Annotated in this window: 20 protein-coding genes; 15 read left to right on the top strand and 5 right to left on the bottom strand. The window is 61.6% G+C overall.

Translation table 11 applies throughout. The annotated features are described in order from the left end of the window. Window positions 1-7 precede the first annotated feature (7 nt). Window positions 8-2,248 (top strand): TonB-dependent receptor, encoded by a 2,241-nt coding sequence (locus EGJ68_RS12230; protein ID WP_233248785.1) that lies wholly within the window; start codon window positions 8-10, stop codon window positions 2,246-2,248. A 128-nt stretch (window positions 2,249-2,376) separates the two neighbouring features. Continuing rightward, window positions 2,377-4,452, top strand: coding sequence for a PQQ-dependent dehydrogenase, methanol/ethanol family (locus tag EGJ68_RS12225; protein ID WP_233248784.1), 2,076 nt, complete (start codon window positions 2,377-2,379; stop codon window positions 4,450-4,452). Window position 4,453: 1 nt separating this feature from the next. On the opposite strand, the gene EGJ68_RS12220 is transcribed toward EGJ68_RS12225, so the two are convergent. The 3 genes from EGJ68_RS12220 to pspF form a co-directional block, all read right to left on the bottom strand. Beyond that, window positions 4,454-5,389, bottom strand: coding sequence for a LysR family transcriptional regulator (locus tag EGJ68_RS12220; protein ID WP_123034779.1), 936 nt, complete (start codon window positions 5,387-5,389; stop codon window positions 4,454-4,456). 11 nt (window positions 5,390-5,400) lie between these two features. Then, on the bottom strand, window positions 5,401-6,864 hold the full coding sequence (locus EGJ68_RS12215) for an NAD-dependent succinate-semialdehyde dehydrogenase (protein WP_123034778.1): 1,464 nt from the start codon (window positions 6,862-6,864) through the stop codon (window positions 5,401-5,403). Between the two features lie 149 nt (window positions 6,865-7,013). After that, window positions 7,014-8,042 carry a phage shock protein operon transcriptional activator gene (gene pspF, locus EGJ68_RS12210; RefSeq protein WP_123034777.1) on the bottom strand — a complete coding sequence of 343 codons (1,029 nt, stop codon included), beginning with the start codon at window positions 8,040-8,042 and terminating at the stop codon, window positions 7,014-7,016. A gap of 212 nt (window positions 8,043-8,254) precedes the next feature. Here pspF and pspA point away from each other — a divergent pair, with 212 nt between their 5' ends. From pspA to EGJ68_RS12190, 4 genes are all read left to right on the top strand, one after another. Beyond that, window positions 8,255-8,938 carry a phage shock protein PspA gene (gene pspA, locus EGJ68_RS12205; protein WP_123034776.1) on the top strand — a complete coding sequence of 228 codons (684 nt, stop codon included), beginning with the start codon at window positions 8,255-8,257 and terminating at the stop codon, window positions 8,936-8,938. A gap of 63 nt (window positions 8,939-9,001) precedes the next feature. Then, window positions 9,002-9,271 carry an envelope stress response membrane protein PspB gene (pspB, locus tag EGJ68_RS12200; protein ID WP_123034775.1) on the top strand — a complete coding sequence of 90 codons (270 nt, stop codon included), beginning with the start codon at window positions 9,002-9,004 and terminating at the stop codon, window positions 9,269-9,271. Next, window positions 9,264-9,791 (top strand): PspC domain-containing protein, encoded by a 528-nt coding sequence (locus EGJ68_RS12195; protein ID WP_123034774.1) that lies wholly within the window; start codon window positions 9,264-9,266, stop codon window positions 9,789-9,791. The genes pspB and EGJ68_RS12195 overlap by 8 nt, the downstream gene beginning before the upstream one ends. Before the next feature lie 110 nt (window positions 9,792-9,901). After that, complete coding sequence (locus tag EGJ68_RS12190; RefSeq protein ID WP_123034773.1) at window positions 9,902-10,705, top strand: lipase family alpha/beta hydrolase; 804 nt, start codon at window positions 9,902-9,904, stop codon at window positions 10,703-10,705. An 8-nt stretch (window positions 10,706-10,713) separates the two neighbouring features. Here the strand turns inward: EGJ68_RS12190 and fghA are convergent, their stop codons facing one another. Then, entirely contained in the window at window positions 10,714-11,556 is an 843-nt protein-coding gene (fghA, locus tag EGJ68_RS12185) for an S-formylglutathione hydrolase (RefSeq protein WP_123034772.1), read from the bottom strand. A 17-nt stretch (window positions 11,557-11,573) separates the two neighbouring features. After that, a complete protein-coding gene (locus tag EGJ68_RS12180) occupies window positions 11,574-12,680 on the bottom strand; it encodes an S-(hydroxymethyl)glutathione dehydrogenase/class III alcohol dehydrogenase (RefSeq protein ID WP_123034771.1) in 1,107 nt (368 codons plus the stop codon). 135 nt (window positions 12,681-12,815) lie between these two features. Here EGJ68_RS12180 and EGJ68_RS12175 point away from each other — a divergent pair, with 135 nt between their 5' ends. The 9 genes from EGJ68_RS12175 (at window position 12,816) to EGJ68_RS12135 (ending at window position 22,901) form a co-directional block, all read left to right on the top strand. Then, complete coding sequence (locus EGJ68_RS12175) at window positions 12,816-13,640, top strand: alpha/beta fold hydrolase (RefSeq protein ID WP_123034770.1); 825 nt, start codon at window positions 12,816-12,818, stop codon at window positions 13,638-13,640. Further along, window positions 13,640-14,869 carry a nucleoside recognition domain-containing protein gene (locus tag EGJ68_RS12170; protein WP_123034769.1) on the top strand — a complete coding sequence of 410 codons (1,230 nt, stop codon included), beginning with the start codon at window positions 13,640-13,642 and terminating at the stop codon, window positions 14,867-14,869. The genes EGJ68_RS12175 and EGJ68_RS12170 overlap by 1 nt, the downstream gene beginning before the upstream one ends. A 110-nt stretch (window positions 14,870-14,979) precedes the next feature. Further along, window positions 14,980-17,130, top strand: coding sequence for a polyphosphate kinase 1 (gene ppk1, locus EGJ68_RS12165; RefSeq protein ID WP_123034768.1), 2,151 nt, complete (start codon window positions 14,980-14,982; stop codon window positions 17,128-17,130). Window positions 17,131-17,226: 96 nt separating this feature from the next. Continuing rightward, entirely contained in the window at window positions 17,227-17,937 is a 711-nt protein-coding gene (locus tag EGJ68_RS12160; protein WP_123034767.1) for a thermostable hemolysin, read from the top strand. Next, complete coding sequence (locus tag EGJ68_RS12155) at window positions 17,934-19,430, top strand: AMP-binding protein (protein WP_158283634.1); 1,497 nt, start codon at window positions 17,934-17,936, stop codon at window positions 19,428-19,430. The genes EGJ68_RS12160 and EGJ68_RS12155 overlap by 4 nt, the downstream gene beginning before the upstream one ends. Further along, window positions 19,427-20,113 (top strand): TenA family transcriptional regulator, encoded by a 687-nt coding sequence (locus EGJ68_RS12150; protein ID WP_123034765.1) that lies wholly within the window; start codon window positions 19,427-19,429, stop codon window positions 20,111-20,113. Before EGJ68_RS12155 ends, EGJ68_RS12150 begins: the two co-directional genes overlap by 4 nt. A gap of 8 nt (window positions 20,114-20,121) precedes the next feature. Further along, on the top strand, window positions 20,122-20,916 hold the full coding sequence (locus tag EGJ68_RS12145; protein ID WP_123034764.1) for an SDR family oxidoreductase: 795 nt from the start codon (window positions 20,122-20,124) through the stop codon (window positions 20,914-20,916). A gap of 9 nt (window positions 20,917-20,925) precedes the next feature. Then, window positions 20,926-21,588 (top strand): response regulator, encoded by a 663-nt coding sequence (locus EGJ68_RS12140; RefSeq protein WP_123034763.1) that lies wholly within the window; start codon window positions 20,926-20,928, stop codon window positions 21,586-21,588. After that, window positions 21,585-22,901: a sensor histidine kinase gene (locus tag EGJ68_RS12135; protein WP_123034762.1), complete on the top strand. Its 1,317-nt coding sequence runs from the start codon at window positions 21,585-21,587 to the stop codon at window positions 22,899-22,901. Before EGJ68_RS12140 ends, EGJ68_RS12135 begins: the two co-directional genes overlap by 4 nt. The last annotated feature ends 17 nt before the right edge of the window (window positions 22,902-22,918 follow it).

The following is a 22,918-nucleotide window of genomic DNA, read 5'->3' as shown; positions in this document are numbered from 1 at the left end:
GATGCGCATGTTTGCCCGAATCGACAAAACCCTGAAAATACTACCGCTGGCGGTTACCTGTGCCTGTGTGGCCAACGCCGCATCGGCACAAATGCTGGAAGAGGTCGTGGTGACCGCACAGAAGCGCAGCCAGAGCCTGCAGGATGTGCCGATATCCATAAACGCGGTCTCCGGTGAGAAACTCAAGGAAGCGGGAATTACCCGCATAGCGGATTTGCAGGTATACGTACCAAACCTCACCATGAGCGAGGCGGCGATAGGCTCCAATATCTATATCCGCGGGGTAGGCTCGCAGGTTAACCAGGGCTTCGAGCAGTCGGTGGGAACCTACGTCGATGGAATTTATTTCGGACGCCCGCGGCAGTTACGCGCGCCATTCTTCGACCTGGAACGGGTTGAAGTGCTACGGGGCCCGCAGAGTATCCTGTTCGGTAAGAATTCGATTGCGGGTGCGTTGAACCTGGTCACCGCAAAACCGACCGATGAATTTGAAGGCAGCGTCTCGGCGCTGCTTGAGCCTGACCATGGTGAGCTTGAGACCAGCCTGGTACTTTCCGGACCCATTACCGACACCCTCGCCGGACGCTTGGCGGTTCGGTACCGGGAAATCGATGGTTTCATCGACAATGTGGCCAAAGACCTTGATGAAATGGAAACGGAGGAAACGGTGGTGCGCGGTGCGCTGCGCTGGGATGCCTCCGAGAACCTGCAGGTTGACTTGAAACTCGAGACGGGTGAGTTCAATTCTGTGGGGCGCAATTCCATCATCATCGGCAGCCCTGCGCCGGGTGGCGCGACGCCGGTTATCAATGACTTCACACGCAAGGCCGCGTTGGACCCGGAATTCAGCGATAACAATTACGACAACGCGACCCTGACCCTGAACTATCAGCTGGGTGAGTTTGAACTGGTTTCGATTACCGGGTGGTCTGCTTACGATTACACGGAAGAGGTCGACACCGATTTTGGTGTGGGCAGCACGGTGCAGTCCCCGGCGGCTGAGGACTTCGAGCAGCTGAGCCAGGAAGTGCGCCTGGTATCGCCACTGGGGCAGACATTCGAGCACATACTCGGCGTGTTCTACCAGACATCTGAGACAGACTATGCCGAACCTGCCCGGATCACCCTGCCGACCGTAGCGGTGGAGTTGGATCGGAATTTTTTCTCGGACAGTGACCTCTGGGCGGTGTTTGGCCAGTCCACCTGGAATGTCTCCAATAACTTCCGCGCAACGCTGGGGTTGCGCTATACCGTTGAAGACAAGGACGGCGGTCGCAAGCTGATAGAGCGCAATCTGGATGGCAGCGTATTCAACCCGCTGGGCCTGCCGGAATTTGCCGAACTGGGCATGCCGCTGCCGCCGCTCGGGGTCACTCCACATGACCTGAGCGGTGATCGTAGCGAAGAAGTGGTGACCCCCATGTTGAATGTGCAATGGGACGTTGCGACCGATACCATGCTCTACGCAAGTTTGTCGACGGGCTACAAGGCGGGTGGATTTGACGCGCGCAGCAATCGGGCCACGTTGCCCGATGGACGTCCCGCGCTTGAATTCGAGGAAGAGGAGGCACTGTCCATGGAGTTGGGTGCCAAGCTCGGACTGCTGGATGGCGCAGCCGAATTGAACATTGCCCTGTTTCGCACGGAGTACGACGACCTTCAGGTCAGCGTGTTCGACGGTGTTCTGGGCTTTGACGTGCAGAATGCGGCCTCTGCGACTACTCAGGGCCTGGAGATGGATGGCCGTTGGCAGCTTACCGAGAAGCTGCGGCTGACCGGTGCGTTTGCCTATACGGACTTCGAATTCGAAGATTACGAAGATGGCGCTTGCTATAAGGGGCAGCAAGCGAACCAGGTAGTCGATGGGGTACCGTTCTGTGACTGGTCCGGCAACACCAACCAGTTCACGCCCGAATTCAGTGGCACCCTGGGTGTGGACTTTGTACAGCCTGTGTTCGGTAATCTGGAGTTGAGGTCAACGCTGGATGTCATATACTCGGACGAGTACTATGCCGCGCCTGATCTCGATCCCAACGCGCTGCAGGACAGCTACGTCAAGCTGAATGCACGTTTGGCATTGGGCCGCGCGGATGGTACGTGGGAAGTCGCGCTTGTCGGCAAAAACCTGACGGATGAAGAAATCATCACGTTCGCCAATGATGTGCCGCTCACCGGGCCAGTGACAAGCTACTTTGCCTTCGTGGAGCGTCCACGAACGGTAGCCGTGCAGGCAACCTATAATTTCTGATAATAAGCGAGGGCGGTATGGCAGTATCCGGTAGCAAGTTGGCCTGTTTCAGGGCCGCTGTAGTGGGGGTTCTGTGCGTTGCAGCGGTTGGGTGTGGTCAACAGGCTACCGAGCCTGCGGAGGCGTCAGTGGCCCCGGCGATGGCTGCAGTTGATGGCCAGCGCATAGAAAAGGCCGATCAACAACCGGGGAATTGGCTGAGCCATGGGCGCACCTACAGTGAACAGCGTTTCAGCCCGCTCGAGGAACTGGACGAATCCAACGTTGACGGCCTTGGCCTCGCCTGGTTTTTCGATCTGCCCGACGATCGTGGTATCGAAGCCACGCCCATCGTGGTTGATGGCGTCATGTACGTCACCGGTGCCTGGAGCAAGGTGTTTGCGCTGGACGCCGCCAGCGGCGACCTGCTCTGGCAATACGATCCGCAAGTGCCACGGGAATGGGCAGGGAACCTGTGCTGCGACGTGGTTAACCGCGGTGTAGCGGTCTGGAAAGGGGTTGTGCTGTCCGGCACCCTGGACGGCCGCCTGCTGGGCATCGATGCGCGCAACGGGGAACTGCTCTGGGAGACGCGCACCACGCCGCTGGATCGCCCCTACTCGATAACCGGCGCACCGCGTGTCGTGAAGGACCGGGTGATCATCGGCAACGGTGGGGCAGAGCTGGGTGTGCGCGGCTTTGTATCAGCCTATGATTACCGTACTGGCGAGCTGCAATGGCGTTTTTATACGGTGCCGGGAGACCCCTCCCTGCCATTGGAGCACCCGGCACTCGAGATGACGCTGGACACCTGGAAGGGCGGTGAGTGGTGGAAAATCGGTGGCGGTGGCACCGTGTGGGACTCCATGGCTTATGACCCGGAGGCCGATCTGCTGTACGTCGGGACCGGCAATGGCTCGCCCTGGAATCGCAGTATTCGCAGCCCCGGCGGCGGCGATAATCTCTTTCTGTCCTCGATGGTCGCGCTGCGCCCTGAAACCGGGGAATACGTCTGGCACTACCAGACCACACCCGGTGAAAGCTGGGATTACACCGCTACGCAGCACATGATCCTTGCTGAAATCGATTGGCAGGGTGAACCGCGCAAAGTGATTATGCAGGCCCCGAAAAACGGTTTCTTCTATGTGTTGGACCGATTGACAGGCGAGTTGCTGTCGGCGGAGCCCTACACGCAGGTGACCTGGGCGGAGCGCGTTGACCTGGAAACCGGACGGCCGGTGGAAAATCCGGCGGCGCGTTACGAGCAGGGTGAGGCGGCATTAATCTGGCCGCATCCTCTCGGCGGACACAACTGGCACCCGATGAGCTATAGCCCCGACACAGGTCTGGTCTATATCCCGGCGCAGGAAATTGGCATGAACTACGCGCCTGACGAGCAGTTCAGCTACAGCCCTGGGGGCTGGAATACAGGCGTGGCTCTCGAACTCGCTGGCATGCCAGACGATGAGGCGGTGCGCGCCGAGTTCGGCAAGCTGACCAAGGGCCATGTCAGTGCCTGGGACCCCGTTGCAGGGCGTGAAGTCTGGCGTATTCAGCATGACAACGTCTGGAACGGGGGTTTGCTCTCTACGGCGGGCAATTTGCTGTTTCAGGGCAATGCTGATGGCGAACTGGTCGCCTATCGCGCAAGCAATGGGGAGCGCTTGTGGCGCTTTCCCGCGCAAACCGGCATCGTCGCCGCGCCTATCAGCTACCAGGCGGGTGGTGAACAGCTGATTGCGGTGGCTGCGGGCTGGGGTGGTGCATTCGCGCTGACCGGTGGCGAGCTGGCCAGCCGCAGTGCGGGCTCCGTCACCAATAGCCGGATACTGGTGTTCCGCCAAGGCGGCACCGCGGCCCTGCCTGCGGTTGTCGGCAGCAGTGAGAACAGTGAGGTTACAGCGGCATCATCAACATCCGCTGCGGCGCACGGGGCACTTGCAGTGGACGCCGCGTCAGAACCCGACGCTATCGAGCGTGGGCGAGTGCTGTTCATGCGCAACTGCCATATGTGCCACGGTGACCGCGCAGTATCCGGCAGCAATATCCCCGACCTGCGGCACATGTCCGATGAAACCGTGGCGCAGTTTGCTGCCATTGTGCTCGGCGGCCTGCGACACCAGGGCGGTATGCCCGGCTTTGCAGAGCGCCTGGACCCGACGAACGCCGAGGATCTGCTCGCCTACCTGCTCAGCGTGAGGGTGGACGCAGCAGGCGAGGGCTGATTCAGGTTCGCGCTGTGGTTGCCGCTTCCCCGTGAAGCAGTTGGTCAATCAGCGCCCTGCCCGCCGGCGGCAGGGTGGCTTTGCGCAGATAGACGATGCCCGGGCGCACCATGATGTCGGTGAAGCCCGGGAATTCGATTTCCACAAGCTTGGCGCCCACGACGCTGTCACGCAGTATCCGCTCCGGGGCACAGGTGATGAAGTCGGAATGCAGCACGACTTTGCTCAGCAGGCTGAAATCCTCGCAGTAGATCCGGCAGGCCCGGGCGATAAATAGATCCGGGTCTGCCCCGCCCGGTGCGTTGTTGCGCAGCCACTCTACCCAGCGCCGCGGTAGCGAGGGCAGGGCGAGAGGATAGCTGGTGAGGTCTTCTGCGCGCACAGAGCCGGCGTGGAGTAAGGGGTGCCCCGGACGGCAGGCTGCAATTGAGCGGATAGGTGTCAGGGGCACGATCTCCAGATCATCTTGTCCCTCAAATTCGCCGATGTCCGCAACCATCAGGTGCAGTGTCCCGGCGTGGAGTTGCTGCACCAGCCCCGCCCAGCTGTCGATCGCGACCCGAATGCTGAGCCCGGGGTGCTCTGACACCAGACGTGCCACGGCGTCACCGATTGGCCCGCGTGCGACTATCGGCCCGCTGCCGACGCGGAGTTCGCCGCGCAGGTTGTCCGACAGGGCATCCAGGCTGTGGTGAATGTCATCCAGTTCGCGCATGATACGTTGCGCGTGCTCCATCAGCACTTCGCAGTGCGGGGTTGGGTCCACGCTTTGCGACTTCCGGTCAAAGAGCGAGACTTCCAGCTGCTGCTCCAGGTTCTTGATGCTTTTGGTGAGCGCGGGCTGGGTGATGAACAGGGCGTCTGCCGCTTTGCGAAAACTACGGTGTTTTGCCAGCATCATGACGTGGCGGAGTTGCCGGGTATCAATGGGGTGCATCGCGCAGCAGCCTATCGATCCAGACCACCCATCAGCATGTACTTGATCTCCACATAGTCATCCATGCCGTACTTGGAGCCCTCGCGCCCGGAGCCGGACTCCTTGACGCCGCCGAAGGGGGCCATTTCGTTGGAGATCAACCCTTCGTTGATGCCCACGATGCCGTATTCCAGTGCCTCAGCAACCCGCCACACACGGCCGATATCGCGCGTGTAGAAATAAGACGCGAGGCCAAACTCCGTGTCGTTGGCCATCGCTATTGCCTCTGCCTCGGTGTGGAAACGCACGACAGGTGCAACCGGGCCAAAGATCTCATTGCGAAACACCGGCATGTCGCGGGTGACGTCTGTGAGGATGGTGGGCTGGTAAAAACAGCCTCCCAGCGCGTGCTTGCCGCCACCGAGGGCGACTTGCGCGCCGGCTTCGACCGAGGCCTGCACCAGTGCATCGACGTCGTCGACGGCCGCGGCATTGACCAGCGGGCCGATTTTGACGTTCTCGGCGAAGCCATCGCCTACGGCTAATTCAGCGGTCGCGGCCACCAGCTTGCGCACGAACTCGTCGTAGACACTGTGTTGTACCAACATGCGATTGGAGCAGACGCAGGTCTGACCTGAATTGCGGTATTTGGAGGCAATGGCCCCCTCGACCGCGGCATCAATGTCGGCGTCGTCGAAAACAATGAACGGCGCGTTGCCGCCAAGCTCCATGGAGGTTTTTTTCATGGTTTCTGCGCACTGGGCCTCCAGCATCTTGCCCACGGGGGTGGAGCCGGTGAAGGTGAGCTTGCGCACGATGGGGTTACTGGTCAACTCGCCGCCAATGGCGGAGGAGCTGCCCGCAACAATGTTCAGCACACCGGCCGGCACGCCTGCGCGCTCCGCCAGTACCGCCATGGCGAACGCCGAGAGCGGCGTTTCGCTGGCGGGCTTGATGACGATGCTGCAGCCTGCTGCCAAGGCCGGCGCAGCCTTGCGGGCAATCATGGCGTTGGGGAAATTCCATGGCGTGATGGCGGCGACAACACCTACGGGTTGCTTGATGCAGACGATGCGACGGTCCGCGCTCGGGCCCGGTATCACATCGCCCTCGATGCGCTTGGCTTCCTCGCCAAACCATTCGATAAACGAGGCGCCGTAGGCGACTTCGCCACGCGATTCCGCGAGTATTTTGCCCTGTTCCGCGGTCATGATGGTGGCCAGGTCCTCTTGGTTCTCCAGCATCAGGTCGAACCATTTACGCAGCACGCCCGCGCGGTGTTTGGCAGGCTGTGCTTTCCACCCCTCCATGGCGAGGCTGGCGGCTTCTATGGCGCGCCGGGTTTCCGTCGCGCCCATCTTCGCCACCCGCACCAGTAATTCGCCGTTGGCGGGATTGCTGACGGGGAAGGTGGCGCCGTCGTCGGCATCCACCCAGACGCCGCCAATGTAGGCCTGAGTTTGCAGTAAAGTGGGGTCCGATAGTGAAAGGCTCATAGTGTATTCCTTGTGCATACAGGGTGTGCAATGTGTTGCGTGCCATTCTGTACGGTAGTGTAGCGCAGAATGTACAGCGGCCTTTGGCGGGCACGACGGTGCAAACACTATAGCGATTATGGGACTGGTTTGCTGCGGCGTTGGGGCGCTCAGCGCGAACGCCGCCGGCGGCCGCTGAGCTTGTGTTTGCGCACCAGTCCGCGCAACTGGTCGTAACTGAGGCCCAGTGATTCCGCCGTGCGCCGTTGATGATGGCCGTGATCCGCGAGCGCCTGGTGCAGCAAGCGTCGCTCGATAGCCTGCATCCGGGCACCGAAATCCGTGATGCCGGGCGTTGCGATGTCGCTGTTTGTCCTACTCGCGGGAGCAGGAGCGCCCGGTGCAGCGGCTGCGGGCAGTGGCGCAAACGGTGACAGAAACGGGTCGAGCACGATCTCTGCAACGGGTCTCGCTTCGTTGCCCCAGCGATGCAGTGAGCGTTCCACGGTGTTTTTCAGCTCCCGCACATTCCCCGGCCAGTCATGTGCCTGCAGGCTGGCCAGCGCCGCCGCGGTAAAGCCTGGAAACAGTGTCCAGCCCAGCTCCTTGCACATGAGCAAGGCAAAATGCCGGGCGAGTTCAGGAATGTCTTCCGTGCGCTGACACAGTGCTGGCAAGTGCACCACGTCAAAACTCAAGCGATCCAGCAGGTCGGCCCGGAAACGCCCTTCGGCCACCAGCGCTCGCAGGTCCGCATGGCTGGCTGCCACCACTCTTACATCCACCTGCAGGGTCTGCTGACCCCCGAGGCGTTCAAATTCGCCGTACTCCACCAGCCGCAGCAGTTTTTCCTGCACGGGCAGGGGCATGGTGCCCAGTTCGTCCAGAAACAGTGTGCCCCCGTCTGCCCGCTCAAAACGGCCCTGGCGCAACCGTGTTGCACCGGTAAAAGCGCCGGCTTCGTGACCAAACAGCTCGGAGTCGAGCAGGGTGTCGGACAGGGCGGCGCAATTCACCTTGACGAAGGGCGCCGCCCAGCGCGGTGAGAGGAAGTGCAGCCGTTCAGCGGCCAGCTCTTTGCCGGTGCCGCGGTCGCCGCGTACCAGCACTGGCCGGTTGATGCCCGCCAGTTGCGAAATGTGATCAAGCGCATGGGCCAGCGCACTTGAACTGCCAATTATCCCTTCGCCGGATGCCATAGGTATAAAAGACCTTCAAATAAGGTTAATTAAACCTATAAAAGGTTAATTGCGTGCATAAATCAATGGCTGGTAGTCGGTTTTTTCCGCGATACAGAACAATTACCATTTAAAACAGTTAGTTAGGTGATGTGGCATGCTTCCTGTATTGATAACTCTGAAAACGCCAGTCACGGCATACGGCAAACGGGCACGGCCCGGGGAGAAGACACATGGGCATTTTTTCGCGGATGAGCGACATCATTAACTCCAACCTCAACGCCCTGCTGGATCAGGCGGAGGACCCGCAGAAGATGATTCGCCTGATTATTCAGGAAATGGAGGACACATTGGTGGAGGTGCGCAGTTCCTCGGCTCGGGTGCTGGCGGACCGCAAGGCGGCGGCGCGGCGTTTGCAGCAGGTGCAGGCAGAAGCGGAGGCCTGGGAGCGCAAGGCCAAGCTGGCGGTGAACAAGGGCCGCGAAGATCTCGCGCGTGCCGCGCTGCAGGAAAAGCATGCCATTGAAGACGAAGTCGCGGTGGTGGAAGCTGAGTTGCGTGCCACCGATGAGCACATCGCCCAGCTCAGCACCGAGATCGGCCAGTTGCAGCAGAAGCTCTCCGACGCCAGAGCGCGTCAGCAGGCGCTCCTCATGCGCAGCCAGACCGTCGAGTCACGTATCAAGGTCAAGCGCCAGATGCACCGCGAAGCCCTGGACACCGCGTTCCAGCGTTTCGAGCATTTCGAGCGGCGTATCGATAACCTCGAGAGCCAGCTGGAACTGCTCGATGTGGGCCGGGACGTTGCCCCCGACCTCGCGGCTGAAATCGCAGCGCTGGAAGAGGACGAACGCATCAGCGATGAATTGCAGCGCCTGAAAGCGGAAATGTCCGGCGCCACAGAGCCCAGGGCGTGATGCCTGCTATGATCGCCCTTGTCGGCTTCGCCGGGTTCCCCACACAGTTCGAGGATACCGCCCATGCAGTTCTGGCAGTTCATGTTTGTGCCAACCATTCTATTTTTGGTCATCGTGGCCCCCATCTGGATCACCATGCACTATCGCAGTGTTAACCGCTCTTCACAGAGCCTGAATGCGGCGGACCGGCAGGACCTGGAAGATCTGCTGGCCACGGTCGACCGGCTCACCGAGCGTATTGGCGCCCTGGAAACGATTCTGGATGCAGACCACAGCACCTGGCGCGAGCAGTCTGGCCGCCAGCCGCGTAAGGAGGAGAACAACAATGAGTGACAACTATCAGCGCAATCGCAATCGTCACGGGCCCGACTGGCGCTCGGCAGAGCGGGGATTCCGACAGCGGCGCGAAGCTGGCTGGGGGATGAACCTGTATCGCAGTAATCGCAGCCGGCGTATCGCCGGCGTCTGTGCTGGCCTGGCGGAGTATTTTGATGTGGCGCACTGGGTGGTGCGTTTACTGTGGGTCGCGGCGGTATTGTTTACCGGCACCCTGGCGCTCTGGGCCTACCTGGGAGCATGGTTGCTGCTCGCCCCCCGGCCGCAGCAGCGAGGCCGGGCGGCAGGTGGCGCCGGCGGCCCCGGTGACGACCCTGAACCGGCGGTGGATATGGAGTACGACGAGCGGCATCACGACTACCGCCCGCGCAAGGTCTTCCGCTACAGCGAACCAGGCCCCGTGCGCTTGCGCCGTGCCCGCGAACGCCTCGACGCCGCCCTGCGCCGTGTGGAGGCGATGGAAAGCTATGTGACCTCCCGGCAGTACGAGCTCGACCGGGAAATATCGCGCCTCTAGGTCGTCCTTGCCGGGGCTTCCCCCGCCCCGGAGGGATACGCTATCCTGCCTCCGGTAATTCTTTTTACGCAAGTAGTCCCGCTCACGGGCGCTGGCGAGAGGTGGATGGCATGACGGCGATGGAAACCTTTGACGGCGGCGCTCCGCTGGTGCTTGAGCCGGTGGTGCCGCCACCTCACGCCCTGCTGGCGCTGACCGAGGCACACCGCGCCGCAATGGAAGCAGTGACCCTGGGGCTCAGCCGCCGGTTGCTGGATAAAGCGCCGCGCGGCGATGGTCATCCGGTGATGGTCCTGCCCGGGTTTCTCGGGGCCGATGGGTACAACGCGGGTTTTCGCCGCTACCTCACCAAGCTGGGTTACGCCGTACACGGCTGGGGGCTCGGCCGCAATCTGGGTCCGCGTGAAGGGGTGCTGGAAAGCCTCGAGGAGCGCATAACCTTTCTCGCCGAGCGGTATGACGGCCCCATTTCCCTCATTGGCCACAGTCTCGGCGGCATTTTTGCACGTGAACTGGCGCGCGCCTTTCCCGAGCGGGTGCGGCAGGTGATTTCCCTGGGTAGCCCGTTCGGAGAGGGGCGCATGATTGCCTCCTATCCTGCGCGCCTGTTCAGTGCCCTCAATCCGCCGGAGGACCTGCCGATTGACCAGGGTATCCTGCATGTCGCTCCCCCTGTGCCCACCACGGCAATATACAGTCGCGGAGACGGGGTGGTGAACTGGCAGACGACGTTGCAGCGTGCCGGGCATGCACTGACGCAGAACATCGAGGTGCGCGGCAGCCACTGTGGTATGACCTTTAATCCGGCTATCTGGTACCTGGTGGCCGACCGCCTGTCACAGCCAGTGGACGGCTGGAAGCCGTTCGAACGTCGCAGCTGGACCAGCCTGCTGTATCCTGCCGCCGCGCATTGAAGCGGCAATTACGACGCGGCGAGTGCCGCGGCGTGGAAGGCGATATGTTCACCGATAAATGAAGCGATGAAGTAGTAGCTGTGGTCGTAGTCCGGCTGGCGACGTATCGTAGCCTTGAAGCCGCGGTCAGCGCAGGCCGCCTCCAGCAGTGAGGTTTTCAGCTGCTGTTCGAGGAAGTTGTCTGCCTCACCCTGGTCGACCAGCATCGGCAGTTGTGCCGCGCCGGCGCGAATCAGCGCGCAGCTGTCGTACTGTGCCCAGCTGTCGCGGTCCGGCCCGAGGTAGTGACTGAAGGCTTTTTCTCCCCAGGGGCACTGTGTGGGCGCCACAATAGGGGCAAACGCTGACACCGAGGCAAAGCGCCCAGGGTTACGCAGCGCCAGCACCAGCGCGCCGTGGCCGCCCATGGAATGGCCGGCAACCGCGCAGCGTTCGGCCTGCACGGGGAAATTCGCCGCCACCAGCGCCGGCAGTTCCCGGTCGACATAGTCGTACATCCGGTAGTGCTGTTGCCATGGCGCCTGTGTGGCATTGACGTAGAAGCCGGCGCCGAGGCCGAAATCCCAGGCACCCTCCGGGTCATCCGGCACGTCGTCGCCGCGCGGGCTGGTATCGGGGCAGACGATGGCCAGCCCATGCTCAGCCGCGTAGCGCTGGGCACCGGCTTTGTGGATGAAGTTCTCATCCGTGCAGGTGAGACCGGATAACCAGTAGAGCACCGGCACCGGACCGTGCTCGGCCTGAGGCGGCAGGTAAATGGCACCCTGCATGCTGCAGGCAAGGGTTGTCGACTGATGCTCAAAGCGCAACTGGCGACCCTCAAAAGTGCGGTGTTCGGCAATAATCTCCACTGTTGTCTCTCCGTACCTCAGTACACCACGACCGAGCGGATGCTCTCACCGCCGTGCATCAGGTCGAAGCCGCGGTTGATGTCGTCCAGCGGCATGGTGTGGGTGATCAGGTCGTCGATGTTGATTTTGCCGTCCATGTACCAGTCAACGATTTGCGGCACATCCGTACGGCCGCGCGCGCCACCAAAGGCAACGCCGTGCCAGGAGCGGCCGGTCACCAGCTGGAAGGGCCGCGTGGCGATCTCCTTGCCCGCGCCGGCAACACCGATAATGTAGGACTCGCCCCATCCCTTGTGACAGCACTCCAGCGCCTGACGCATGACGTCGACGTTGCCGATGCACTCGAAGCTGTAGTCGGCGCCGCCGCCGGTGAGCTCGACAATGGCCTCCACCACATTGGCGACCTGTTTCGGGTTGATGAAGTCGGTCATACCAAACTTGCGCCCCAGCGCTTCCCGCTCGGGGTTGAGGTCCACGCCAATGATGCGATTGGCACCCACCATGCGTGCCCCCTGCAGAACGTTCAGGCCGATCCCACCCAGACCGAACACCACCACATTGCTGCCGGGCTCGACTTTGGCGCGATAGACCACGGCGCCAACGCCGGTGGTGACACCGCAGCCGATGTAGCAGATCTTGTCGAAGGGGGCATCCTCGCGCACCTTGGCAACAGCGATTTCGGGCATGACGCTGAAGTTGGAAAAGGTGGAGCAACCCATGTAGTGCAGCAGGGGCTGGCCGTCGAGCGAAAAACGGCTGTTGCCATCGGGCATTACTCCGCGGCCCTGGGTTTCCCGAATCGCCTGGCAGAGGTTGGTTTTCGGATGCAGGCAGAAATTGCATTCCCGGCACTCGGGGGTGTAAAGCGGGATAACGTGGTCCCCTGGCTTTACCGATTTCACACCGGCACCCACCTCGCGCACGATACCGGCGCCCTCGTGGCCAAGAATGGCAGGGAATGCGCCTTCGGGGTCATCACCGGACAGCGTGAAAGCATCGGTGTGGCAGATACCGGTGGCCATCATTTCCACCAGTACTTCGCCCGCTTGCGGGCCCTCCAGGTCGACGTCAATCACTTCCAGTGGCTTGCCAGCGGCAAAGGCAACGGCGGCGCGGGTTTTCATTGGCAACTCCCTGTGTATATGCAGGCCGCCATGGTAAGTCGCAGTGCAGAGCAGGACAAGCGCGCGGTTTTACATTAGGCTGGCGCCACCACGGCGAAGCCGCTTTGAGGCGATGGTTGGGAGGCGAAATACAGCATGCAGGAAAGGTTGGAATCGTTCGGCGGCCGCGGCGACGCACTGGTTTTTGCGCACGCCAACGGTTATCCCCCGGGCAGTTACCGGCGCCTGCTGGCACCGCTCGCCGAACACTATGCCGTGAGTGGCTACCGTCACCGGCCGCTGTGGTCGCGTGAACCGGCTCCCGCGCGCGCCAACTGGCGGCTGTTTGCCGATGACCTCATTCACACGCTGGAGCGCGGTTTCACGGAGCCGGTGTGGATGATGGGGCACTCCCTGGGTGCCGTGGTGGCCATGTTGGCGGCGCGCAAGCGCCCGCAGTTGTTCCGTGGCCTGGTGCTGCTGGACCCCGTATTCATGCCCACACGCCTCGCTTTGGGGCTGAACCTGACGCCTCCGCGCCGCCTGCGGAAAATTCCCATGGTGCGCCGCGCGCTGGGCCGTCCCGGCCGTTTCCCCAGTGTGGAGGAGGCCTACGCGTTCCACCGCGGAAAACGCGCCTACAGTGGCTTGTCCGACGAGGTGCTGTGGGACTACATGCGCGCCGGGGTACGCAAAGCGCCAGAGGGTGATTGGGAGCTTGCTTACTCCCCGGCCTGGGAGGCCGCCGTTTATTCCTCGCTGCCGCTGGTGTGGCCGCGGCTGTTGGGCTTGCGCCTGCCCACACTGGGCTTGCGCGGCGAACACTCGGACATTCTGTCGGCGGCCGGGCTGCAGCGCTGGGCATGCCTGCAACCGCAGGCAGAGCTGCACAGCGTGCCCGGGGGGCACCTGTTTCCGCTGGAGCATCCTGAGCCCACCGCGCAGCGGGTGCTGGATTTTCTCGCGCGGTATCCCACCTGATGCTGCACCGTATCTGGCTCGGGTTTTTCCTGCTCGCTTTCCTGGCGGCGCTGGTGCAATGGCTGGTGGCTGGCGATGCGGCTGTGTTCCAGCGCATGGTTTCCAGCCTGTTCGACATGGCGGGGCTGGCGGTGGAACTGGCTATCGGCCTGATCGGCCTGATGGCGTTCTGGCTGGGCGTGGTCGCCGTGGGTGAGGCATCCGGCCTGGTCGATCGTCTGGCGCGTTTGCTCTCGCCGCTGTTCACGCGGCTGATGCCGGAGGTGCCGCGCGGTCACCCGGCCATTTCTTCCATGACACTCAACCTCTCGGCGAATATTCTGGGGCTGGACAACGCCGCCACGCCGCTGGGTATCAAGGCCATGAAAGACCTGCAAACCCTGAACCCGCAGCCGGATGTGGCGACCAACGCGCAGATTCTTTTCCTGGTCCTGAATACGTCGTCGGTAACCCTGTTTCCGGTGACCATTCTGCTCTACCGCGCGCAGATGGGCGCGACAGATCCGGCGGCTGTCTTCATTCCCATTCTGATCGCGACCAGCTGTTCGACCCTGGCCGGGTTGCTGGTCACCGCGTGGGTGCAGCGTATTCGCCTGCGTGACACCATCGTACTGGGCTTTCTCGGCGGTGCCTTTGCCGTGCTGCTGGCACTGGTGGGCTGGTTTTCCACGCTCGGTGCGGAGGAATTGCAACGTCAGTCCAGTCTCATCAGCAACCTGCTGATTGTGAGCCTGATCATGCTGTTTCTGCTCGTGGCGCACAGGCGCGCGGTGAATGTGTACGACACGTTTATCGAGGGCGCCAAGCAGGGCTTCGAGACGGCGATCGGCATCATCCCCTACCTGCTGGCCATGCTGGTGGCGATTGGCGTGTTCCGCGCCAGCGGTGCCCTCGACCAGGTGCTGACGCTGCTGCGGAGTGGGGTGGACGCACTGGGCATGGATACGCTGTGGGTAGATGCGATGCCGACGGCCTTGATGAAGCCACTGTCCGGCTCCGGGGCGCGCGCCATGATGATCGATACCATGAACACCTTCGGCGTCGATTCCTTCCAGGGGCGCCTGGCCGCCACGCTGCAGGGCTCCACTGAAACCACGTTTTATACCCTGGCTGTCTACTTTGGTGCGGTGGGCATCCGTCGCGCGCGTCACGCCCTGGGCTGTGGGCTTGCCGCGGACGCTGCGGGCATTGTGGCTGCAATCGTTGTGGCCTACTGGTTCTACGCCTGAACAGCTGTCATAAAAGTTTCATCAACAGTGCCTACAAAGCGGCTTTACTGCGCTTGCGGGCGCGCTAGACTGGCACCTTTTATTGAGGCTGCCTGCGGGCAGGTGACGACATGGCGGACCCCCACAATTCCCTGCAGAGACGGCTGGCGGATCTCGACGAGAACCTGTTCATTCCGCGGGAAATCAGCTGGCTGTCCTTTAATGCGCGGGTGTTGCAGGAAGCGGCTGATGAAACGGTGCCGGTCATCGAGCGGCTGCGTTACCTGGGTATTTTTTCCAACAACATGGATGAATTTTTCCGCGTGCGTGTGGCGGAGGTGCGCCGGCTGATAACCGTTTCCGATGCCGCCTCCAAACAGCGCGCCAAGGACCTGCTCGCCGCCATCGTCAAGCGGGTAGTGGAACTGCAGAAGCACTTCGAGAAGACCTACAACACAGTGCTGCGCGATTTGCGGGCACGCCAGATCTACATGGTCAACGAACGCCAGCTGGACGCGGGGCAGGCAGCGTTCGTGCAGGCTTATTTCACCCGCACGGTGTTGCCGGAACTGGAGCCCATTTTGTTGCGTGATGGGCAGGCGATTCCGGCACTGAACGATGAGTCCATCTATCTGGCGCTGGATATCCGCTCGGGTGAGGACTACAACTACGCGGTGGTGGAAGTCCCCACGGACCGGCTGGACCGGTTCGTGCAGATACCCAAGCGCAAGGGCCGTGCGGGCAAGGTGTTTATCGCGCTCGACAATGTCATCCGCTTCTGCCTGCCGCAGATGTTTCGTGGCGTGTTCCATATCGACGAAACGGCGGCCTACTGCTTTAAATTTTCGCGCGATGCCGAGCTGGAAATCGACCCGGGTATCACCGAGAGCCTGATCGACAAAATGGAGACCAGCCTCAAACAACGGCGCAAGGCGGAGGCGGTGCGCTTTGTCTACGACGCCGCTATGCCACAGCGGTTGCTGGACTACCTCTGCTCGCGCTTCGGATTTGGTAAATACGACAGCCTGATTCCAGGCGGGCGTTATCACAATTCCAAGGACTTCATGTCCTTTCCCAACGTCGGACCGAAGTACCTCGAATTCCGCCCCCTGCCGCCCATTCGCCTGCCGCGCCTGGATGAGCCGGGCAGCCTGTTCGACAATATTCGCGAACGGGACGTGTTCCTTTACTACCCTTACCACCCATTCGATTACATTATCGATTTGCTCAAGACGGCCGCACTGGATCCCACCGTGTCGACCATCAAGATCTGTTTGTACCGGGTTGCCAAGGTCTCCCGCGTAATTGATGCACTGGTCAATGCCGTGCAGAACGGCAAGCGCGTACTCGCCGTGGTGGAACTGGCGGCACGCTTTGACGAAGCTGCGAACATCAGCTGGGCACAGCGTTTGACTGAGAACGGTATCGATGTGATTTTTGGTATCCCCGGCCTCAAGGTGCACAGCAAGCTGCTACTCATTGAGCGCCGTGAAGAGGGTCAGGTGCGCTATTACAGTCATATCGGCACGGGCAATTTCAACGAGAAGACGGCCCGCCTGTACACCGACTTCACCCTGCTGACCTACGACCAGAATATCGGCCGCGATATCTACGATGTGTTTGACTTCCTGCAGTTCACCTACAAGCGCCCGCGCTACCGAACCCTGCTGGTGTCGCCCCACAGTACGCGGCCTGGCCTCATGCATCTTATAGAGCAGGAAATTGCCAACGCGCGTGCCGGTTACCGCGCAGAGATGACCCTCAAGTGCAATAACCTGGTCGACAACCAGTTGGTGATGAAACTGTATGAGGCGTCCGATGCGGGCGTAGAGATCAAGCTGATTATTCGCGGCATGTGCTCACTGCTGCCGGGTGTGCGCGGGATTTCCGAGAATATCGAAGCGATCAGCATTGTCGACCGTTTCCTGGAGCATCCTCGTGCCTACGTGTTCTACAACCGCGGCAATCCTCGCTACCTGCTGGGCTCCGCCGACCTCATGACGCGCAATCTCGACTACCGGGTTGAGGTGCTGTGCCCCATCCGTGATCCGGCGGCACAGCGGGTATTGCAGGATATTCTCGATCAGCAGTGGTACGACAACGTCAAGGCGCGCATCATCGACCAGCATCAGGTGAACGATTATGTGCCGCGGCGCGCAAAAGCCGCCATGATTCGCTCACAGGAGTCGATACATCGCTACCTCTCGGGTGGCAAGTTGCCGCGCTATCCTAAAACCCCGGCGGCGGTAACCAAGCCGCAGCGACGGCGCAAGCGACACTAGGGCTGTCCTGGAGTAGAGAAATCTTCCATGTGTTAAGTTTTCTCTAAGTTTCGTACCCCACACTGCCTTTCATCGAAAGCATTGTGAGGTAGGCCCGTGACAGCTTCTCTGCATAACGCCCTGGGCGGCGGCACACTGACGGTACTGCAGGCCACCGCGCCGGTGACAGAACCGTTCGCGCTGCATGCCTGTGAGGGGCTTGATCGCCGGCGTGAGCGTATCGAGCGTTATATCTCCAGTGTGTTCCAGGCAGCCTGGGATGCACGTGTGCTGTCGTTTCTGCCCCTGCTTTGCAGCCTGGAGCGGGAAGGGACCCTGCTTGCCGCACTCGGTCTGCGCAGCGGCAACCACGGCGCCCTGTTTTGCGAGCAGTACCTGGATGTGCCAGTCACCGCTGCTGTGGATACGCTGCACGGCGGTGCCAGTTGTCGCGGCGATATTCTGGAGCTGGGTAATCTGGCCGCCTCCGCGCCGGGGCAGGGCGCTTTACTGTATTTATTGGTCACTGCTGCAATTCATGAGGCCGGTATCCGCTATCTGGTTTTCGCCGCCAATCGAGCGGTGCGGCTGTCTATCCGCCGCAGCGGTTTTACGCCGCAGGCCGTGGCTCCGGCCCGACCGGAACGTCTGGGTGGCGCGGCGCAAGACTGGGGTCGCTATTACGAGGGTGACCCGCAGGTCATGATCGGCGATATGCTGCTCACCCACCAGCAGGCGTGCGCGCGTCCGGCGATGGCCGCTGAGCTTGAGCGCCATGCGGCCATGATATCGTCCCTTGCCTCCACTATCCGGAACCACGCCGGGTGAACGTGCTCACCGCAGCACTGGCCCACCGCGCGGCGCAGCAGCCCCAGTCCACCGTGCTGCATGACGGGTGTGAGACGGTGAGCGCGGCGGCTCTCTGGCATGACGTGGAGCAATTGGCAGGCGCGTTACGTGCGCAGGGTGTCCGGCGGCTCGCCCTGCTGGCAGACAATGCGCCCAACTGGGTTCGCATTGATCTCGCTGCACAAGTGGCGGGTGTTTGCCTGGTGCCGGTGCCCACATTTTTCAGTGCCAGCCAGCGTGCGCATGTGCTGGAGGCGTCCGGCGCTGAGGCGATTGTGGTCAGTGCCGGGCTACGTGACCCACTGTCGGGGGTAGCTATAGCAGGCCGTCACGAAGAACTGTTCCCCGGCTTGAGTTTGGTGCCCCTTGCCGCGAGCGCCGGTGGCGCGATTCCGTCAGATACGTCGAAAATTACCTTTACTTCCGGTTCCACTGGTAACCCCAAGGGCGTTTGCCTCTCGACGCAACAGTGCTTGCGCGTGGCGCAGTCGCTGCAGGCTGCCGTCGGGCTGTCAGCGCCCCGTCACTTGTCGATCCTGCCGCTGAGCACGCTGTTGGAGAATATTGCCGGCGTCTATATGCCCTTGCTCGCAGGTGGCAGCATCATCCTGCCTGCGCCCAGTGAGTTGGGGCTGCTGGGCAGCTCGGGTGCCGATGCAGAGCGACTGTTGTCAGCCATATCGCGATGGAACCCGCACACGCTCATTGTGATTCCACAATTGCTTACGCTGTTTGACCAGGGCTTGCGCGCCGGTTGGCAGCCTCCTCCTGCACTGGCGTTTGTCGCCGTGGGCGGTGCGCGGGTCGCACCCGAACTGCTGCAGCGCGTGCGCGAGGGGGGGCTGCCGGTGTACGAGGGCTATGGATTGTCTGAATGTGCCTCAGTGGTCAGCCTCAACACACCGGCTGCGGATCGCGCGGGCAGCAGTGGTCGCGTCCTGCCGCATGTCAAGGTCAGCGTGCGAGACGGTGAACTCATGGTCGACGGTAATCGCTTTCTGGGTTATCTGGGCGACCCTGCGAGCTGGGCGTCAGGGCCGGTGGCAACGGGTGACCTCGGCCAGCTGGATGCCGAGGGCTTCCTGACGGTATCCGGTCGGCGCAAACATCTGCTGATCAGCAGCTATGGACGCAATATTTCCCCGGAATGGGTGGAAAGCGAGCTGCTTGCCGACGGTTGTCTGTTGCAGGCTGTGGTACTGGGTGACGCTCGTCCATTTTGCGTGGCGCTCGTTTACCCTGCGCGCCAGGACATCAGTAACGCCCAGATCAACGCAAGTATCGAGGCGGCGAATGCAGCCCTACCGGACTACGCCCGCGTGCAGGATTGGATCCGCCTGGCGGCCCCGTTGTCTGCGGATAACGGATTGCTGACGGAAAATGGGCGTCCCCGCCGGACACGCATTGCGGAGCACTTTGCGGCGCGTCTTGCCCAGTGTTATTTACCCGAAAAGGAGTGCTTGGCACCATGAACACATCAGGCAATGGTTTTTTCCAAACCCTGCAGCACAGCACCAGCGACGAGCGGGAGGCGCTTGTTGCCACCCCGCTCGTGCAGGATGCACTGGGGGGGCAATTGACCACTGAGCGCTATGTCGCATTTCTGGTACAGGCCTACCATCACGTACGCCACACGGTGCCCCTGCTGATGGCTGCCGGCTCGCGCATGCCGTCGGAAAAGGAGTGGTTGCGCACGGCGCTTGCCGAGTACGTCGAAGAAGAGATCGGCCACCAGGAATGGATTCTGAATGACATCGAGGCCTGTGGCTACGACCGCGACCGCGCCCGCCTGAGCACGCCCAACCGTGCCACAGAGTTGATGGTGGCCTACGCCTACCATGTGATTGATAGAGTCAATCCGGTGGGGTTCTTCGGCATGGTCCACGTGCTTGAGGGTACATCCATTCGTGTCGCCGACAGCGCTGCAGATGCCATCGCGGCGTCGACCGGCCTGCCGCGCAAGGCGTTCAGCTATCTGCGCTCCCATGGTGCGCTGGATATTGAGCACGTGCAGTTCTTTGAAAACCTGATGAATCGTATTGAGCCGCCTGAAGATCAGCGCCAGATCATGCACTGCGCCAGAATTTTCTATCATCTATACGCGGATGTGTTCCGCAGCGTCAGCGCCGATCAGGCACAGCGTCTGGCGGCGTAGGGGGCGCTATGGGTGTTGCAGGCAAACGCATTGTACTGACGGGCGCGGCGGGTGGTATCGGCCAGGCATCGGCATGGGCGCTGGCACAAGCGGGCGCGGCGCTGGTTCTGGTGTCACGCAATGGCGAGGTGCTGGACACCTTGAGCAAGACGCTTCCCGGTGAAGGACATCGCATCGTGGTGGCGGACCTTGCCAGCGATGAGGGCCGCGCAGCCGTGATCGCGGCAGGGCAGGAAGCGGACGGGCTGATCAATAATGCCGGGGTGAATCACTTCGGTTTGTTTGCCGAGCAGACTGAAGCCCAGTGGCGTCAGACGCTGGAACTCAACCTGATGGTACCGATGCTTCTGGTGCAGGGATTATTGCCCATTCTGCAGGCGCGCGGTGGCTGGGTCGTCAATGTCGGTTCGGCATTTGGCAGCATCGGTTTTCCAGGGTACGCCGCCTATAGCGCCAGCAAGTTCGGCTTGCGCGGGCTCACCGAGGCATTGCGTCGGGAGCTGTCCGGCTCTGGGGTCACCCTGCATTACCTGGCACCCAGGGCCACGGCAACGGAGATGAATGCCGGGCCCACGGCCGCGATGAACGCGGAGCTGGGTACTGCGGTGGATGAACCGGAGCGCGTAGCCAGGGAATTGTTGGCGCTCTTGCACTCGGGCCGTGGCCTGCGCTTCATCGGTTGGCCTGAGCGCTTTTTCATTAAACTCAATGGTCTGTTCCCTTCTCTGGTAGAGAAATCACTGGTGAAACAGTTGCCGGTGATCAGGCGTCATACGCTGGCTGGCAAGGGAAGCGGCGAGTAGACTAAGCCCATGCGTATCCTTCTGGTTGAAGACGACAGATCACTCGCGGCAGGCCTGCAGGCGGCGTTAAGCCGTGAAGGCTTTGCCGTAAATCATGTCGCTTGCGGGGCTCATGCCCTGGCTGCAGTACGGGCCGAGCCGCCCGACATGGTAGTGCTTGATCTCGGCCTCCCCGACATGGACGGCTTGCAGGTACTGAGTGCGCTGCGTGAAACGAATCGAAGCCTGCCGGTGTTGTTGTTGACCGCGCGCGACGGTGCCGAGGATAAAGTGCGCGGACTGGATCGCGGCGCCGATGACTACATGGCCAAGCCGTTTGACGTAAAGGAGCTTGCCGCCCGCTTGCGGGTGATTGAGCGACGTCTGTCCAGCGCTGCTGCTAACAGCTGCCTCACGGTTGGCGCTGTTGCGCTCGATACGGCTGCACATACGGTATTGATCGGCGCACAACCGGTCGACCTGCCGCGTCGCGAGTATATGCTGCTGAAAGCGCTGATGGAAAGTGTGGGTAAAGTGCTGACTCGTGAAGCGCTGGAGGGGCGGCTGTACAGTTGGGGCGAAGAAGTCAGCAGCAACGCATTGGAGGTGCATATCCACCACTTGCGCAAGAAGCTCCCGGACGACTTTATCAAGACCGTACGGGGTATTGGTTACACCGTGCCACGGCAATGAAGTCCATTCGTCGCTCGCTGGTTACCATGCTGGTTGCCGCATTCACGCTGGTGTCCTTTGTTGCGGCGCTGAACGGCTATCGCGCGAGTATGGACAAGGCGGAAGCGCTGCTGGATGCGCAGCTGCAATATTCAGCGGAAATTCTCGTTGGCCTGGGTGGCAGTGAAAGCAGGGGGCAGACGTTGGGCGGCGGCGTGGAGGGGTTCGTTTTCCAGATATGGGACGCTGAACACCCCGTATTGCGCTCGGCTGCGGCACCGGAGTTGCCTATTACCGCGTTCGAGGAGGGCTATCGCTATGCCAATTTCGGCGGCTTTCGCTGGCGCACCCTGACCGTTTCGATGGGCGGGCAGCGCTGGGGAATGGTGGCCGAGCGCGCGGATGTTCGCCACACCCTGGCGGAGAGCGTTGTGCTCGAGTCGGTCATCCCCCTGCTGCTCTGGCTACCGGTAGCGGCGCTGCTGATCTGGGTGCTGGTGGGTTGGGGCCTTGCGCCTCTGCGCGAACTCAGTGCGCAGATCAATCGCAAGGCGAGTGATGACCTGGCGCCCCTGGACTACGCGGATCCGCCGGCCGAGCTGCATCAGGTGATCAGCTCTACCAATGGGCTTCTGCTGCGCCTGGCAGCTGCACTGCAGCGGGAAAAACATTTCGCTTCCCATGCGGCGCATGAGTTGCGCACGCCCATCAGCGCGCTGAAGATTCATCTACACAATCTGGAAAGCGAGGTTCCCGCGGGAAGCAGTGCCCTGCAGCACGCCAACGAGGGCATCGAACGCATGCATCACCTGGTCGAACAGCTGCTGGACCTTGCGCGCACACAGCCGGAATTGATCACGGCAAACTTTCACACCATTGACCTGCACACATTGGCACAGCGGGTAACGGCAGAATTGTGGCCGGCATTCGAGGCGCGTCAGCAGTCGCTCTCCCTGCAGGGCGAGCCTGCGACGATGCAGGGTGATGAAACAATGCTCGCCATTCTTCTCCGCAACCTGCTCGATAACGCACGTAAATATACCCCGGCGGGTGGTGAAATTACGGTATTTGCTGGCGACCGTGATGGCACGCCAACACTTGAAGTGGCCGATAGCGGCCCCGGGATCCCATCCGGCGAGCGGCAGCGTGTGTTTGAGCGTTTTTACCGGGTGGGTGCACGGGCAGGTGAAGACGTATCAGGCGCCGGGCTTGGGCTGGCCATCACCCAGCATATTGTGCAGTTGCACGGTGCGCAGGTGCAGCTTGCGGACAGCCCGCTGGATAGCGGTTTGGCGGTTGTCGTGCGCTTTCCCAACACTGCGGTGTCCGTGTGAGTGCCTTCTGCCGATAC

The organism is Haliea alexandrii (assembly GCF_003719295.1).
Classification (GTDB): Bacteria; Pseudomonadota; Gammaproteobacteria; order Pseudomonadales; family Halieaceae; genus Haliea; species Haliea alexandrii.
This window is presented reverse-complemented; position numbering and strand designations above follow the sequence as displayed.

Coding starts and splice junctions, on each gene's coding strand:
- pspB (WP_123034775.1), top strand. CDS start 9,002: ATGCAGTTCTGGCAGTTCATGTTTGTGCCAACCATTCTATTTTTGGTC.
- EGJ68_RS12230 (WP_233248785.1), top strand. CDS start 8: ATGTTTGCCCGAATCGACAAAACCCTGAAAATACTACCGCTGGCGGTT.
- pspA (WP_123034776.1), top strand. CDS start 8,255: ATGGGCATTTTTTCGCGGATGAGCGACATCATTAACTCCAACCTCAAC.
- EGJ68_RS12215 (WP_123034778.1), bottom strand. CDS start 6,864: ATGAGCCTTTCACTATCGGACCCCACTTTACTGCAAACTCAGGCCTAC.
- EGJ68_RS12195 (WP_123034774.1), top strand. CDS start 9,264: ATGAGTGACAACTATCAGCGCAATCGCAATCGTCACGGGCCCGACTGG.
- EGJ68_RS12135 (WP_123034762.1), top strand. CDS start 21,585: ATGAAGTCCATTCGTCGCTCGCTGGTTACCATGCTGGTTGCCGCATTC.
- EGJ68_RS12175 (WP_123034770.1), top strand. CDS start 12,816: ATGCAGGAAAGGTTGGAATCGTTCGGCGGCCGCGGCGACGCACTGGTT.
- EGJ68_RS12145 (WP_123034764.1), top strand. CDS start 20,122: ATGGGTGTTGCAGGCAAACGCATTGTACTGACGGGCGCGGCGGGTGGT.
- EGJ68_RS12140 (WP_123034763.1), top strand. CDS start 20,926: ATGCGTATCCTTCTGGTTGAAGACGACAGATCACTCGCGGCAGGCCTG.
- EGJ68_RS12150 (WP_123034765.1), top strand. CDS start 19,427: ATGAACACATCAGGCAATGGTTTTTTCCAAACCCTGCAGCACAGCACC.
- EGJ68_RS12170 (WP_123034769.1), top strand. CDS start 13,640: ATGCTGCACCGTATCTGGCTCGGGTTTTTCCTGCTCGCTTTCCTGGCG.
- ppk1 (WP_123034768.1), top strand. CDS start 14,980: ATGGCGGACCCCCACAATTCCCTGCAGAGACGGCTGGCGGATCTCGAC.
- EGJ68_RS12220 (WP_123034779.1), bottom strand. CDS start 5,389: ATGCACCCCATTGATACCCGGCAACTCCGCCACGTCATGATGCTGGCA.
- pspF (WP_123034777.1), bottom strand. CDS start 8,042: ATGGCATCCGGCGAAGGGATAATTGGCAGTTCAAGTGCGCTGGCCCAT.
- EGJ68_RS12180 (WP_123034771.1), bottom strand. CDS start 12,680: ATGAAAACCCGCGCCGCCGTTGCCTTTGCCGCTGGCAAGCCACTGGAA.
- EGJ68_RS12190 (WP_123034773.1), top strand. CDS start 9,902: ATGACGGCGATGGAAACCTTTGACGGCGGCGCTCCGCTGGTGCTTGAG.